The organism is Streptomyces sp. NBC_00440 (genome assembly GCF_036014215.1).
Taxonomy (GTDB): Bacteria; Actinomycetota; Actinomycetes; order Streptomycetales; family Streptomycetaceae; genus Streptomyces.
This window is the reverse complement of the sequence record NZ_CP107921.1, coordinates 7,270,760-7,285,650: the sequence shown is the minus strand read 5'-3', so window position 1 is coordinate 7,285,650 and position 14,891 is coordinate 7,270,760. Positions and strand designations below refer to the sequence as shown.

12 protein-coding genes, 1 tRNA gene and 1 pseudogene are annotated in these 14,891 nt (G+C 69.0%); 10 read left to right on the top strand and 4 right to left on the bottom strand.

The window, feature by feature from the left end; all coding sequences use genetic code 11:
• Positions 1–63: 63 nt before the first annotated feature.
• The 7 genes from OHB13_RS32490 (at position 64) to OHB13_RS32460 (ending at position 10,622) form a co-directional block, all read left to right on the top strand.
• Positions 64–816: a glutamine amidotransferase gene (locus tag OHB13_RS32490; protein WP_266851049.1), complete on the top strand. Its 753-nt coding sequence runs from the start codon at positions 64–66 to the stop codon at positions 814–816.
• Positions 817–961: 145 nt separating this feature from the next.
• Complete coding sequence (locus OHB13_RS32485; protein ID WP_266851050.1) at positions 962–1,978, top strand: DMT family transporter; 1,017 nt, start codon at positions 962–964, stop codon at positions 1,976–1,978.
• Entirely contained in the window at positions 1,975–3,039 is a 1,065-nt protein-coding gene (locus OHB13_RS32480) for a phosphotriesterase family protein (protein WP_328379467.1), read from the top strand. The genes OHB13_RS32485 and OHB13_RS32480 overlap by 4 nt, the downstream gene beginning before the upstream one ends.
• 72 nt (positions 3,040–3,111) lie before the next feature.
• Entirely contained in the window at positions 3,112–5,256 is a 2,145-nt protein-coding gene (gene efeU / locus OHB13_RS32475; RefSeq protein ID WP_328379466.1) for an iron uptake transporter permease EfeU, read from the top strand.
• A gap of 126 nt (positions 5,257–5,382) precedes the next feature.
• Complete coding sequence (gene efeB, locus OHB13_RS32470; RefSeq protein ID WP_328379465.1) at positions 5,383–6,615, top strand: iron uptake transporter deferrochelatase/peroxidase subunit; 1,233 nt, start codon at positions 5,383–5,385, stop codon at positions 6,613–6,615.
• 129 nt (positions 6,616–6,744) lie between these two features.
• The gene (locus tag OHB13_RS32465) at positions 6,745–7,656 is read left to right on the top strand and encodes a condensation domain-containing protein (RefSeq protein WP_328379464.1); all 912 of its coding nucleotides are present in this window, start codon (positions 6,745–6,747) and stop codon (positions 7,654–7,656) included.
• Positions 7,602–10,622, top strand: coding sequence for an amino acid adenylation domain-containing protein (locus OHB13_RS32460; RefSeq protein WP_328379463.1), 3,021 nt, complete (start codon positions 7,602–7,604; stop codon positions 10,620–10,622). The genes OHB13_RS32465 and OHB13_RS32460 overlap by 55 nt, the downstream gene beginning before the upstream one ends.
• 101 nt (positions 10,623–10,723) lie before the next feature.
• Here the strand turns inward: OHB13_RS32460 and OHB13_RS32455 are convergent, their stop codons facing one another.
• Positions 10,724–11,968, bottom strand: a complete 1,245-nt coding sequence (locus tag OHB13_RS32455; RefSeq protein ID WP_328379462.1) for an MFS transporter — start codon at positions 11,966–11,968, stop codon at positions 10,724–10,726.
• 192 nt (positions 11,969–12,160) lie between these two features.
• Between OHB13_RS32455 and OHB13_RS32450 the strand changes: the two genes are divergently transcribed.
• Positions 12,161–12,604 carry a MarR family winged helix-turn-helix transcriptional regulator gene (locus tag OHB13_RS32450; RefSeq protein ID WP_266851059.1) on the top strand — a complete coding sequence of 148 codons (444 nt, stop codon included), beginning with the start codon at positions 12,161–12,163 and terminating at the stop codon, positions 12,602–12,604.
• Between the two features lie 85 nt (positions 12,605–12,689).
• On the opposite strand, the gene OHB13_RS32445 is transcribed toward OHB13_RS32450, so the two are convergent.
• On the bottom strand, positions 12,690–12,812 hold the full coding sequence (locus OHB13_RS32445; protein WP_328379461.1) for a hypothetical protein: 123 nt from the start codon (positions 12,810–12,812) through the stop codon (positions 12,690–12,692).
• A complete protein-coding gene (locus OHB13_RS32440) occupies positions 12,787–13,335 on the bottom strand; it encodes a putative immunity protein (RefSeq protein ID WP_405943585.1) in 549 nt (182 codons plus the stop codon). The genes OHB13_RS32445 and OHB13_RS32440 overlap by 26 nt, the downstream gene beginning before the upstream one ends.
• Before the next feature lie 447 nt (positions 13,336–13,782).
• Between OHB13_RS32440 and OHB13_RS32435 the strand changes: the two are divergent.
• Positions 13,783–13,920 (top strand): annotated as a pseudogene (locus OHB13_RS32435) (site-specific integrase); the annotation flags it as partial.
• A gap of 71 nt (positions 13,921–13,991) precedes the next feature.
• Here OHB13_RS32435 and OHB13_RS32430 read toward each other — a convergent pair.
• Positions 13,992–14,065, bottom strand: a tRNA-Pro gene (locus OHB13_RS32430).
• 136 nt (positions 14,066–14,201) lie between these two features.
• On the opposite strand from OHB13_RS32430, the gene OHB13_RS32425 reads away from it, so the two are divergent.
• On the top strand, positions 14,202–14,882 hold the full coding sequence (locus OHB13_RS32425) for a transketolase (RefSeq protein ID WP_328379459.1): 681 nt from the start codon (positions 14,202–14,204) through the stop codon (positions 14,880–14,882).
• Positions 14,883–14,891: the final 9 nt, after the last annotated feature.

The following is a 14,891-nucleotide window of genomic DNA, read 5'->3' as shown; positions in this document are numbered from 1 at the left end:
CCGCTTCTATTGTTGCGCAAAACCAGCGCAACATTGCGCAAGATCATCGAAAAGGAGGTACGCGTGAGCCGCGTACTCATCGCAGGCGAGTCCTGGATCAACGCATCCACCGACTTCAAGGGCTACGACGCCTTCCCCCACGCCCAGCTGGAGGTGGGCGTCACCCCGCTGCTCCAGGCCCTGCAGCGCGCGGGCCACGAGGTCACGCATCTGCTCTCGCACGATGTGGCGACCCACTTCCCGGAGACCCTGGAGAAGCTCGCCGCCTACGACGTCGTGATCCTTTCGGACATCGGCGCCAACTCGCTGCTGCTCCACCCGCAGGTGTTCGCCCAGGGACGCCCGTTCCCCAACCGGCTCAAGCTCCTCGCGCAGTGGGTCCGGCAGGGCGGCGGCCTCGCCATGGCCGGCGGATACCTGAGCTTCCAGGGCTTCCAGGCCAAGGCCAACTACCACGCGACGCCGATCGAGGACGTCCTGCCGGTGGAGATCCTCCCGTACGACGACCGCGTGGAGTGCCCCGAAGGCGTCGGCGGCGAGCTCACCGGGGAAACGCACGAGGTCACGGCCGGGCTGGAGTCCGAGTGGCCGATCCTCCTCGGCTACCAGCGGCTCGTCGCGAAGCCGGACGCGCGCGTGCTCGCCACGATCGAATCGCGCCCGCTGCTCGCGGTCCGCGAAGAGGGCGCCGGACGCACGCTCGCCTTCGCATCGGACATCTCACCGCACTGGGCCCCCGCCGAGTTCATCGAGTGGAAGGGCTACCAGCAGCTCTTCGACCAGGCCGTCACCTGGCTCGCCGGCGCCCGGGACTGACCGCACCGTGCCGGGCCCGCCGGGCCACCGCCCGTCGGGCCGACAAGGCCGCAACGGCGATCGCCGCCGTTATGAAACAGCTCACACGCCCAGAGATTGCATCGGTCCCCTCGGACATACTGGCTCAAAGGAGAGCGAATACACGATGACAAGCCTCAACACCGCAGGACCCGAACCGGGCACCGTGCCCGCAGCACCCGCGCGGACCGCCCGCCGCACCACCACGGCAGTGCTGGTCCTGGCCACCGTGCTGGCCGGGCTGCTCAGTCCGCTGCAGTCCACCGTCAACGGCGCTCTGGGCAAGAACATCAACGACGGAAACGCCGCAGCCGTCATCTCCTTCGGGACCGGCCTGCTCCTCATGGCGGTCATCGTGTTCGCCCGCCCGGCCACCCGCCGGCAGGCGCTGAACCTTCCCCGCCTGCTCCGCGACGGCACCATTCCCTGGTGGAACTGTGTCGCCGGCCTGTGCGGCGCCGCCGTCGTGCTCTCCGAGGGCATCACCGTGGGCACCCTCGGCGTCGCCGTCTTCCAGATCGCGCTGATCTCCGGGCTCGTCATCTCGGGCGTGGTCTGCGACCGCGTCGGGGCGACGTCCACGATCAAGCAGCCGATCACGCTTCCCCGCGGTCTGGGCGCCCTGCTGGCCATCGTCGCGACGGCCGTGGCGATCTCGCCGAACTTCCAGGTGCCCGGAACCATCGCGCTCGCGGTCCTGCCGTTCGCCGCCGGGCTGCTCGCCGGCTGGCAGCCCGCCGGGAACTCGGCCGTGGCTCAGGGCAGCGGATCCATGCTGGTCTCCATCGGCCTCAACTTCCTCGTCGGATTCGTCGTCCTCGGGATCGGCCTGCTCGTGCGCGCCTCCACCGGCTCGGTGAGCTTCACGCTCCCCGGCACCTGGTGGATGTACACAGGCGGTGTGCTCGGCCTGCTCTCCATCGCCTTCATGGCACTGCTCGTGCGCGGCCTCGGCCTGCTCCTGCTCGGACTCGCCTCGATCGCGGGCCAGTTGGTCGGTTCGCTGATCCTCGATGTGATCAGCCCGTCCGTCGGCCAGCCCCTGCACGCCGTGACGGTCATAGGCACCGTGATCGCCCTGGTCGCGGCAGGTATCGGAATGATCCCCTCGCGCCGCTCCGTGACCTCGGCGGGGACATCATGACCGGGGGCACGGGCGAGCAGCCGTACGTGCAGACGGTGACCGGAGCCGTACCCGCGGCCGGACTGGGCCTCGTACTGCCTCATGAACACCTGTTCAACAACCTCTCGGGCGTGCTGGACGAACCGAGCTACCCGTTCTCCGCCGCGATCAAGGACGAACAGGTCAGCGCCTCGTCCGCGTGGGCACTGCGGCACGACCCCTACTGCTGCTCCGACAACATCGCCGCCAAGCCGGTCGAGGACGTGCTCCGTGAGGTGGCTGCCTTCCAGGCCGTCGGCGGGCGCACGATCGTCGACGTGACCTCCAGCTCCGCCATCGGACGCGACCCGCAACGCCTCCTCGGCCTCGCGCGGCGCAGCGGCCTCAACATCATCATGGGCTGCGGCGCCTACCTGGAGAAGTTCGAGGCCGCGCGGATCCCGGCCGGCACGGTCGACGAACAGGCGGCCGCGATCGGGAACGAGCTCACCAACGGTGTCGGGGATTCCGGCATCCGGCCGGGCGTCATCGGCGAGATCGGGGTGTCCCCCGAGTTCACCGCGGCCGAGCACGGGTCGCTTCGCGCGGCAGCTCTCGCCCAGCTCGACCACCCGTCCGTCCCGTTGATGATCCACCTGCCCGGCTGGCAACGGCGGGCACACGAGGTGCTCGACGTCGTGCTCGGCGAGATCGGTGTCGAACCGGCGAGGGTCGTCCTCGCACACATGGATCCGTCCGGTGCCGACGTCGACTACCAGCGCTCGGTGGCGGATCGCGGCGTATGGCTCGAATTCGACATGATCGGTATGGACGTCACGTTCCCCAAGGAGGGCGAGTCGCCCGCGTCCACCGCCACCGCGGACGCAGTCGCCCGCCACATCGACGACGGCCACGCCGGGCAACTCCTGCTCAGCCACGATCTCTTCCTCAAGCAGATGTGGACCCAGCACGGCGGCAACGGGTTCATCTATGTGCCCACCGTCTTCGCCGAAATGCTCGTGGCACGGGGAATCGACCGCGCTCTGGTCGACACCCTCACCCGGCAGAACCCCGCTCGTATGCTCACCGGACTGTTCGCCTGACCCAGTTGCTCGATCACGTCCGCACGTGGGGGCCGGGATCACCAGCCCTGAGGCATGGCTTACCTTACTTGTATGACTTGGGCTGACGCGTTCCCCAACCTGCTGATCGGGTTGCGCGAGGGACTTGAGGCGGGACTGGTGGTCAGCATCCTGCTGGCCGCGCTGCGCCGTACCGCGGGCGAGGGCCGCCGTGCGTCCACCGCGCCCGTGTGGCTGGGTGTGGTCGGGGCGGTGGCCGTCGCGGCGAGCTTCGCGACGGTGCTGACGTTCTCCACCGATGTGCTCTCCAGCCGCGGCCAGGAGATGGTGGGCGGCCTGCTCAGTGTCCTGGCGGTGTTCCTGGTGACCTGGATGGTCTTCTGGATGCGGAAGACCGCCGCGAGCCTGTCGGGCGAACTGCGCTCCAAGGTGGCGGCTGCCTCGCAGGTGGGGGCGGGCGCACTCGCCGCCACGGCCTTCCTCGCCGTGGGCAGGGAGGGCCTGGAGACCACTCTGTTCCTGTGGACGGCTGCCCGGGCCTCGGGCGAGACAGTGTCCCCGCTCGTCGGGGCCGGTCTCGGGCTGGCGCTCGCCTGCCTGGTGTGCTGGCTGCTGTTCCGCCGGGCGATCCGCATCAACCTGGGTGTGTTCTTCTCCCGTACGGCCCTCGCGCTGCTCGTGATCACCGCAGGCGTGCTGGCGTACGGACTCGGCGAGCTGCAGAACGCCGGCCTGCTCCCCGGCCGCACCTGGCTGGCGTTCGACGTCAGCGGGACCATCCCCACCAGCTCGTGGTGGGTCACTCTCATCACCGGCGTGACCGAGCTCACCACGCGGATGACCGTGCTCCAGGTCGTCGCGTGGGCCGTGTACCTGGGTGTCGCCGTCACGCTGTTCGTCAGGGCCGCGCGTTCGCCCGCCACCGCCGGCTCCGCCCCGGCGACGAATTCCTCTCCTGCGGCTGCGGGACAGCCGGCTCCGGCGGGTGCTCCGGCCCCGCAGGCACAGACCGTCCCCGCGGACGGCCCCTCCGCCCCGCAGGACCGCGCCGGCTTCCTGAGCCGCCGCAACCCCTGGGCGGTCGGTACCGTGATCGTGGTGGTGCCCGCTCTCCTGGCGGCGGGCGCCGTGGTGTTGCTGCCCTCGGGCGGCAGCACAGCGGCCGGCACCCGGGTCACCGTGTCGTCGTCGGGCTGCGCGACCGGGTGGTCCAGCGCGCACAGCGGCGCGCAGACCTTCCAGGTGGTCAACCGGTCCGGGCGGGCAGGCGAGATCAACCTGGACAACGCCTCGGGGGCCATCGTCGCCGAGATCGAGACGCTGGGTCCTGCCACCACCGGCACGATGAGCGCCACACTCGGCACCGGTCAGTACACCTTCAAATGTCTGATGTCGGGCCATGGGACCACGAGTTCACAGACCGTGAGCATAGGAGCCGGATCGGGCTCCGGAGGCAAGGCCCCGGTCGCTGTCAAGCGGGTGTCGCTCGCCGACCTCAAGCCTGCGACGGTTCAGTACCGCGCCTATGTCGCGCCCAAGCTGGCCACCCTCGCCGGACAGGTCGCGACGGTCCGCACCGACATCGCCCACCACCACCTGGACACCGCGCGCAAGGACTGGCTGCCCGCCCAGCTCACCTGGGACGAGGTCGGCGCCGCCTACGGGAGCTTCGGGGACCTCGGAGACGCCATCGACGGACTGCCGCAAGGTCTGCCCGGAGGCGTCCACGACAAGGACTTCACCGGCCTGCACCGCCTGGAATACGGCTTGTGGCACAAGGCCGGTACCGGCGAACTCCTGCCCGTCGCCGACCGGCTGAAGACAGACGTAGCGACTCTGCGCAAGAAACTTCCCCAGGTCACCGTCGACCCGACCGACCTCCCCCTGCGCTCCCACGAGATCCTTGAGGACGCCCTGCGGGACCGTCTGACCGGCGCGGCCGACCAGGGCTCCGGCGACATGTACGCGGAGACCGAGGCCGACATCAAGGGGACGCGGGTGGTCCTGGACGAGCTGGCACCGCTCGTCAAGCCCCGTTCGCCCAAGCTTCTGCCGACCGCCGCCGCACAGCTCGACTCGCTGGAATCGGCGCTGCGGGCGACCCGCACGCACGGCGGCTGGCAGCCTTTCCCGGACGTTCCGCTGGCCGAGCGCCAGCAGGTCGATGCCCGTATCGGCAGCGTGCTGGAGACCCTCGCCTCGGTCCCCGACCTCCTTGAGGTGCCCATCTCCCGCTGATGCGCGCGTCCGCCGTTCGATGTGCGCGTCCGCGCCGGACGACACCGGACCGAAATCCACAGGGCGTCCCCCATCTCTGTCCGCCTCTATCCGCTCCGCCGTCACGACCGATCAAGGAGACCTGCCATGGGCGTCAGCCGACGCACGTTCATACAGGGCGGCGCCGCCGGAGCCGCCGGCACCGCCCTGACGGGCGGACTTCTCGCCGCTGGTGCCCACGCCGACGCGAACAGCGGTGGCAACAGCTCCCACGAGGCGTCGTCCTTCCCCTTCCACGGCGCCCACCAGTCGGGCATCCTCACCCCGGGCCCCCCGCACCAGCAGCGCTTCTCGGCCTTCGCCGCGTTCGACGCGACAGCGGCGAAGCGCTCGGATCTGGTCGAGCTGATGCACACCCTCACCGAGCGGGCCCGCTTCCTCACCACCGGCGGAACCCCACCGGACCTGGGCGTCAGCCAGCCTCCTTCGGACAGCGACGTACTGGGGCCCGATGTCCCCGCCGACGGTCTGACCCTCACCCTCGCCGTCGGATCCAGCCTCTTCGACGACCGGTACGGCCTGTCCCATGCCAAGCCGCTCCGCCTGACCCCGATGCGGACCTTCCCCAACGATGCGCCCGAGGCCCGCTGGAGCCACGGCGATCTGCTGCTCCAGCTCTGCGCGAACCACCCGGACACCCTCCACCACGCGATCCGCGACCTCACCAAGCACACCCGGGGCGGCATGCAGCTGCGCTGGAAGATGGAAGGGTACGGATCGCCGCCGCGCCCCTCCGGCACCCCTCGCAACCTGCTCGGTTTCAAGGACGGCACCGCCAACCCCACCAACGGGACCGCAGAGGATCTGGTGTGGGTGGACGACCCGGCCGAGCCCGCCTGGGCACGCGGCGGCACCTACCAGGTCGTCCGGCTGATCCGGATGCTCGTGGAGTTCTGGGACCGGGTCTCGATCAACGAGCAGGAGATGATGTTCGGCCGCCGCCGGGACAGCGGCGCCCCGCTGGACGGCAACGCGGAGACCGACGTCCCCGACTACGCCAAGGACCCCCACGGCCAAGTCATTCCGCTCGACTCCCACATCCGGCTGGCGAACCCGCGCACCCACGCCACGAAGAGCCAGCGTCTCCTGCGCCGTTCGTACAACTACGACCTGGGAATGGACGAGAACGGCAACTTGCAGTGCGGGCACATCTTCGCGTGTTACCAGCAGGACCTGCACCGCCAGTTCGAACAGGTCCAGCAGCGTCTGATCGACGAACCCCTCGTCGACTACGTCCAGCCCTTCGGCGGCGGCTACTTCTTCGCCCTGCCCGGAGTGCTCAACTCCCGGGACTGGTACGCGCGCCGACTGCTGACCTGACGGAACCGCTCGGCATTGGTGTCCGTCATGGGAAGTACTGACGTTGCCGGTCCGTCGGATGATGCCCCGAAGTGCGCCTCGATCCTGCGCGCCGGGAACTCCGATCGATCCGGGCGGAGCGCTGTACCCATGTCGGACCTCAACTGGAAACCACTGACCGCCGCCCAGGAGGGCATCTGGTACGCGCAGTCGGTCGATCCGGAGAACCCGGACCAGAATCTGGTCGACTACCTGGACATCCGGGGGCCCTTGCGGCTCGCGTTACTGGAGAAGGCGTTCCACCAGGTGATGGCCGAGACCGAATCGGCGCGTCTGCGGTTCCGTGAGGACGGAGCCGGACCGTGGCAGGCCGTCGAACCGCTGCGCCACCACCGGCTGCCTGTGGTCGATCTGCGGGGCGAGCCCGAGCCGTCCGCGGCGGCAGAGGCGTGGATGCGTGCGGACGCGGCGCATGCGGTGGATCTGCGGAACGAGCCGGTGTCCATCGTGATCACGGCCCTCCTGGTGGGCGAGGACAGGACCCTGCTCTACCTGCGCACTCACCACATCACCTTGGACTTCCTGGGGTACGCCCGGTGGCTGGACCGCCTCACGGAGATCTACACCGCGCTGGAGGACGGGCAGGAGCCCCCGTCCACTCCGTTCGCGTCGCTCGGCGAAGTCATCGCCGACGACGCGTCGTACCGTGCGAGCGAACACTTCCGGCGCGACCAGGCGTACTGGGCCGGGCAGATGGCGGCCGCACCGGAGGCAGTGACGCTGACCGGCCGGACGGCGCCCGCGTCCCACTCCACGCACCGCAGGACCGGTGTGCCCCCTTCCGGCATCACGCAGTCGCTACGGACACTGGCGCGTACGTCGGGTGTCGCCCTGCCCGCCCTGCTCATCGGAGCCGTGGGCATCTATCTGCACCGTATGGCGAACCCCCCGAGGTCACCCTGGGCCTCAACGTCACGGCACGCAGGGGGTCCCGGGTCCGGGACGCGGTGGCGACGATGGCCAACGTACTGCCGCTGCACTTACGTCATGCGCCGGGCATGACCGTACGGGATGCGGCCCGGGAGGCGTCCGCACGGACCCGGGGAGGTCTGCGGCACGAGCGCTACCGCTACGGGGACCTCTACCGCGATCTGAAGCTCAGCGGCACGGGCAGGCGCATCTTCGGCCCCTTGGTCAACTTCTACCCCAATGATGAGAAGTTGCCCCGGTTCGGGCGGTGCGAGACCACCTCACGAACGTATCTGGCCAACGGCGAGGTGGACGATCTGATGGTGGTCTTCTGCGAGCGGGCCGAGGGCCTTCGGGTGGACTTCGTCGCCAACCCGGCGCTCTACACGGAAGCCGAGAACGCCGCACACCACGAACGGTTTCTGCAACTGATCACCGCCTTGGCACGGCTGGAACCCGATGCGCTCATCGAGGAACTGGACGTGATCACACCGCAGGAGCGTACGGACGTACTGGAACGGTGGAACGACACGGCGCGGGAGGTTCCCGAGGCCACGCTCCCCGAGCTGTTCGAGGGGCAGGTGGCACGGACGCCGGACGCGGAAGCGATGGTGTTCGAGGGGACCCGGCTCACGTATGCGGAGTTGAACGAACGGGCGAACCGGCTGGCCCGGCTCCTGGTGTCCCGGGGCGCGGGCCCCGAGGAGCGGGTCGGGGTGATGCTGGAGCGTTCCGTCGATCTGGTTGCCACGCTGCTGGCCGTGCTCAAGACGGGGGCAGCGTATGTACCGGTCGATCCGGCCTACCCGGCCGACCGCATCGCCTACCTGCTCGACGACGCGACACCCGCCCTGGTCATCACATCCGCCGCCACAAGGGGTGTACTGCCCGAGGACGTACGGCAGTTGATCGTGGACGATCCCACCACCGCCGCCGTGCTGGAGACACTGGACGGGCACGACCTCTCGGATTCCGACCGGCCGAGGGCGTTGGCGTCGTCCCATCCGGCGTATGTCATCTACACGTCGGGGTCGACAGGCCGGCCCAAGGGCGTGGTCGTGCCGCACAAGGGTGTGGTGAACCGGCTGGCATGGATGGGTGAGGTGTACCGGCTCAGGCCGCAGGACCGGGTGGTGCAGAAGACACCGTTCGGGTTCGACATCTCGGTGTGGGAATTCTTCTGGCCACTGACCGAAGGCGCGACAGTGGTGGTCGCACGGCCGGGTGGCCATCGGGATCCGGAGTATCTCGCCGGACTGGTGCAGCGGGAGCGCGTCACGGTTGCTCATTTCGTACCGTCCATGCTGCAGATGTTCATCGCCGAACGTACCGCCCGGGACTGCACGTCCCTGCGGACGGTGGTCTGCAGTGGTGAGGCGCTGCCCGCGGTGTTGCGTGACCGGTTCCACGCTGTACTGCCGATCCCGCTGCACAACCTGTACGGACCGACCGAGGCCTCGATCGAGGTGACGGCGTTCACCTGCGAACCGGGCAGGGACACCGGCGATGTCGTGCCCATGGGCCGCCCGGTGTGGAACACCCACACCTATGTACTGGATGCGGGACTGCGGCCGGTGCCGGCCGGGGTGACCGGGGAGCTGTACCTCGCCGGTGCCCAACTCGCCCGCGGCTATCTCGGCCGCCCCGGTCTGACCGCGGAGCGGTTTGTGGCGAGTCCGTTCGGGGGTCCTGGTGAGCGGATGTATCGCACGGGTGATCTCGTGCGGTGGAACTCCGGGGGCGAGCTGGAATTCATGGGGCGTGCGGATGATCAGGTGAAGCTCCGGGGGTTCCGTATCGAGCTGGGCGAGATCGAAACGGCGCTGCGGTCCCACCCCGGTGTCGGCCAGGCCGCGGTACTGGTCCGGGAGGACCGGCCCGGTGACAAACGCCTCGTCGCCTATCTGGTCCCTGCCGCGGACGCCCAGGTCGACATCGCGGCTCTCCGTACGCAGCTGGCAGGTGAGTTGCCGGAACACATGCTGCCGTCAGCGATCGTGCCGCTGGATGTTCTGCCGCTGACGGTGAACGGGAAGCTCGACCGTAAGGCCCTCCCGGCCCCGAAGCACTCCACCGATCCGGCCGGCCGGGGTCCTTCGAATATGCGGGAGGTGATCCTGTGCGAGATCTTCGCGGACGTACTCGGTCTGCCCACGGTCGGAGTGGACGACAACTTCTTCGAGCTGGGCGGGCATTCTCTGCTGGCAACGCGTTTGACCGGCCAGGTGCGGACGAGGCTGGGCTTCGATGTGCCCTTGCGGGCGTTGTTCGGCACGCCCACCGTTGCCGGACTCAACGATTCGCTCACCGAAGGGCCGCGCCCCGCCCGGCGCGAGGAAGCACTGGCAAGGATCCTGCCGATCCGGACACGCGGCAGCCGCAGGCCCGTTTTCTGCATCCACCCCGCGACCGGCGTGAGTTGGGGCTTCTCGCCGCTGGCGGCATCGATACCCGTGGACTACCCGCTGTACGGAGTGCAGGCCCAGGGCCTCACCGGTACGGAGGAACTGCCGCGGTCGATAAGGGAGATGGCCGCTGACTATGTGCAGCAGATCCGCACCGTCCAGCCGACCGGCCCGTATCAGCTGCTGGGCTATTCGCTGGGCGGTGCAGTGGCTCAGGAGATGGCATTCCAGCTGCAGGAGGCGGGCAATGCGGTGGGGGCCGTCGTGATCATGGACTCCTATCCGGCTGAACGGATTCCGGCACTGTTCGGCCTGGACGCGCTTGCCCTCAACGCGCAGAACGGCGTCCTGCCCGCCGAGTGGGAGCAGTTCATCCTCCGGGACGAGGAGAAGGCCTTCAACCTGCGGGTCCTGGAGAACAGCTCGGCCATTCTGCGCACTCATATTCCCCGTGCGTACGAGGGTGACGTGCTGCTCATCGTGGCGGCTGCGGGCAAGGTCGACGGTTCGAAGCCGGCGGAAGCGTGGGCGCCCTACGTGACGGGAGAAGTGCGGGAGGAGAGCCTGCCGTGCAGCCATGAGGAAATGACCCAGCCCGAGATGCTCACCCTGGTGGGCGAGCTGACGGCGGAATGGCTGAACGCAGGTCGCTGACGGTGCGGTGCACGCACTGATCTCACGCACTGATCGGGGGCATCCACAACCGTCGCCCCGCATCTCCCCTGCGGGGCGACGGTGGGCTCCAGCGGGCCGCTTCACCTGCGTGTGGTGCCTGCTGCCCGGCGCTTCCTGCTGGTGTGGGTGCGGTCGGTGGTCCAGGCGAGGGCGGCGATGACGGGGAAGGCCGCCGCGGTGAGGGTGACCGCATGCCAGATACCCAAGTGGTAGGCAAGGGTGCCGAGTTGGGAGCCGATGGCGCCGCCGATGAAGAAGGTGGCGATGTAGACGCTGGTGATCCGGGCGCGGGCGTCCGCGTCGAGTTGGTAGATGGTGTGCTGTCCGAAGATCAGGGAGCACTGAACGGCACAGTCCAGGAGGACTGCGGCGGCGGCGAGGACGAGGATCTGGTGGGCGGCAAGACCGGCCCAGATGAGGACGGCGGAGGCGAGCAGGCAGGTCACGGGGGTGAGCCGGTGGGCGAGCCCTCGGTCGGCGAGGCGGCCCGCGAGAGGGGCGACGAGCGCGCCGGCGGCACCGACGAGAGCGAACAGGCCGACCTGGAGCTGGGAGTAGTTGTACGGCGCAGTGGTCAGGACGTAGGAGATGGTCGTCCAGAACGCGCTGAAGGCGGCGAACATGCAGGCGTGGTAGGAGGACCGGCGGCGCAGCTGCGGGTGCACGCGGATCAGGCGGGCCGTGGAACGCAGCAGCGCGGTGTAGGAATCGGTGCTGGTGGGGGCCCGGTGGGGCAGCGCGCGGCGCAGGACAAGGGCCAGGATCGCCATCAGGGCGGCGGAGACCAGGTAGACCGTGCGCCAGCCCGCGACGTCCGCGAGCAGGCTGCCGACGGTGCGGGAGAGCAGGATCCCGGCGAGCAGTCCGCTCATGACCTTGCCCACCACGGCGCCGCGCAGGTGATCGGGTGCGAGGTCGGCGGCGTAGGGGACGAGGACCTGTGCGACGACGGAGGTGGCGCCCGCGACGAGCGCGGCGATGAGCAGGACGGTGAAGGTGGGGGCGAGGCCGCCGGCGGCCATGGCCAGGGCCGTGACGGTGAGCAGGACGGAGACCAGACGGGAGTTCTCGATGCGGTCGCCGAGGGGGACCAGGAACACCATCCCGGCGGCGTAGCCGAGCTGGGTCAGGGTGATCAGCAGGCCGGCGGTCGAGTCCTGGAGCTGGAAGGTCCGGCGCAGCGTCTCCAGGAGCGGCTGGGCGTAGTAGAGGTTGGCCGCGGTCAGCCCGCAGGAAGTGGCCAGGAGTGCGACCAGCCAGCCGGGCAGGGCTATCTGTCGCGCGTTTGACTCCGGTGTGGCACGGGCGGCTGCGGGCACGGGCATGGTCTGTCTCCGGATACGGACGTGGGGAGGGACGGAAGCCGAGTCGACTCCACAGATCGGCCGGCCCAGGACCTGCGGCCCGGGCCTGAAACGGACACCTCGATCGCTCAAGCGATCAGCCAACCGGCATGGAATCAGGATTCCATATTGAACTTTGATTCAATATAGAACCCGACAAGTACAGTGTCAAACATGAAGAACTCGGGCGACCCGCTACCTCAGGGGATCGAAATCGGTGCACTGTCCAGGATCATTCGGCAACACTTCGCCGACCGGATCGAGCAGGTCATCCACCCTCTGGGGCTCACCCTCGGGCAGTGGACGGTGCTGCGGGAACTGAAGCGGACACCCGGCGCCTCCGCTTCAGAGCTCGCGCGCGCCGCGGTCCACACGCCGCAGGCCGTCAGCCGTCTCGTCCGGACCCTGCAGGAGGAGGGACTGGTGGAGCGCTCCCCGGCCCGGGGCCGGGTGGTGGACAACCATCTCACCGCCAAGGGACACAAGGTGATGGATGAGACCTTCATCCAGATTGAGGCCCGACTGGCTCCGGCACTGGAGAAGTTCGACAGGGCCAACACCGAGGAGTTCCGCCGGCTGTCCCATCTCCTCATCAAAGCCCTGGAAGACCCGGCCTGAGCCAGATACCCGGGGCCCAGGGCCGAGCGGGCCGGGCTGCTGCGCCAGCAGTTGGCAGAGAGCACGGCGGAGCAGCGCCAGCTGTCTACGCCCTGATCTTGCCCTGGAGGTCGGCGAAGACGATGACGTGGGAGTCCCCGTGGCGGTCCTCGGTGTACTCGCCGGGCAGCACCGCAAGGCCTTCAGGAACGGCTGCGGAGAGCCGCATCCAGATCGCGGAGCAGTTCGCCGACGCGCCCTCCGCCAGAAGGTGCTGCGGGATAGCGGTTGAGCACGTCAACGACGACTGGTGTCGCGCGCCGGAGAGCTTGCTCAATATGATCAACCCCGACATCTCGGTCATCGCCCGCCATGAGTTCGGCCGCTCTCGCTGCGTGGGCCGCTGCCCCCAGAATGTGCTTGACCTGGTGAGCGTCGGCCAGCGGATGCAAATACGCGGCGGAGGCCGCGCACATCGCTGCTCGCGCTGCATTGCCCGCGACCGCGGCGCCTGCATCTCGGGCCGCCTTGTGCGCCGCCCACCCACTGTCGCGCAGTGACTTCCCGCGTTCACCACCTCTGGCGAACGTCCACGCGGCGTCGATCGCGTCGCGAGGTCGCGAGTCGGCCGGGTGTGCTCTCTCAAAGAGTTCCAAGACCTCCTGCGCGCTCTCCGCCGCATAATGGGCGACCCCACGCAGGTCCTGCTTGCTCAGAACGATCTCGCTGCTTTCGTTGGCCACGAGGTGCATCCTCGTCCACCACACTGGCACGACTCGACCGCGAGCTGAGGCCAAGCCCCCGGACCGGCACGCCAACGCGAGGACAGCCACGGCCAATTCATCGAACGGGTGCGGAGAAGCCGGCAGAACTGCTCGGCTGACCTTGCTCAACAGCGCTTGTGAGAAGTCGTGAGACGACGACCCACGCAAGCGATCACGGGCCCGGAGGCCGGCAACTCGGGTTGCCACTCACGAAAGAGCAGCCGACCCCGTCGAGACCGTGCTCACCCCCGACGACGTTCGGCACCGGCGCCTTGCGCGCGCTTGCGGCGCGCCTTCGGAGACCTGTCGCAGACCGGTACGCGACGAGCACTTCTGAGGAGGGCTCGGTGCTGGAAACGGAGCGGAAGCCACCGCGCCAGTCCCTGACTCGACTAAGGGCCCGTAACGAAGCAACACGTTGCATCACGGTCTCCCTTGTTCACCGGCTTACGCGGCGGACGCGTCTCCACCGCCGTCCTGCGCGACACCACGTACGGGGACGACGTGGTCACCAGGCTCGGCTACGAGCACCTGCGCCGACATGACCTCCGGCGCCGGCGCACTGGACTGACTTGTCCCCGAAAATGGCCGAAGGCCGGTTTCGGATTGCTCCGAAACCGGCCCTCACCTACGACTCTCACGAGTCGGGACGACAGGATTTGAACCTGCGACCCCTTGACCCCCAGTCAAGTGCGCTACCAAGCTGCGCCACGTCCCGGTGCCCGATCCGGCCCGGGGCTTCCCCGGCCGAACGCGCACCGAAACAATACCGCACTTCAGCCGGTGGTCACGAACGCGTTTCCCCAGCCGTTGCGCTTGACCTCAAGTGCGCTTGATGTTGGATCGTCCGCTGTATGGAAACGGACACAGACCTGCACAGGCTGATGGCCCTCATGACGGGCGACGAGAAGCACGGACCTGCCGCGACCTCGACCCTGGACGCGCTCTGGGTGCTGTACGACCGGGTGCTGCGGGTCACGCCGCAGACCGTCTCGGACCCGGGGCGGGACCGCTTCCTCCTGTCCAAGGGGCACGGGCCCATGGCGTACTACGCGGTCCTGGCGGCGAAGGGGTTCTTCCCCGCTGAGCTGCTGACGGGCTTCGGCTCGTACGACTCCCCGCTCGGCCACCACCCCGACCGGCTGCTGGTGCCCGGTGCCGAGATCGGCAGCGGGTCGCTCGGGCACGGGCTGCCGCTCGGCGTGGGCACGGTGCTCGGGCTGCGGGCGCAGCGGCTCACCGCGCCGCGGGTGTGGGTGCTGATCGGCGACGCCGAGCTGGACGAGGGCTCGGTGCACGAGGCCGTCGCCTATGCCGGGCCCGCCGGCCTTGAGCAGCTGCACACCGTGGTGATCGACAACGCCTCCGCCAGCTACGGGGCCCCCGGTGGGATCGCGGCCCGTTTCAAAGCGGGCGGGTGGTCGGTCGAGACCGTCGACGGGCGGGACCACGAGCAGTTGTACGCCGCCTTCACCGCACCGCATCCGGGCCGGCCGCACGCCGTGGTCGCCCGGGTCGAGCCCAAGAACGCCTGAGCCGGACCA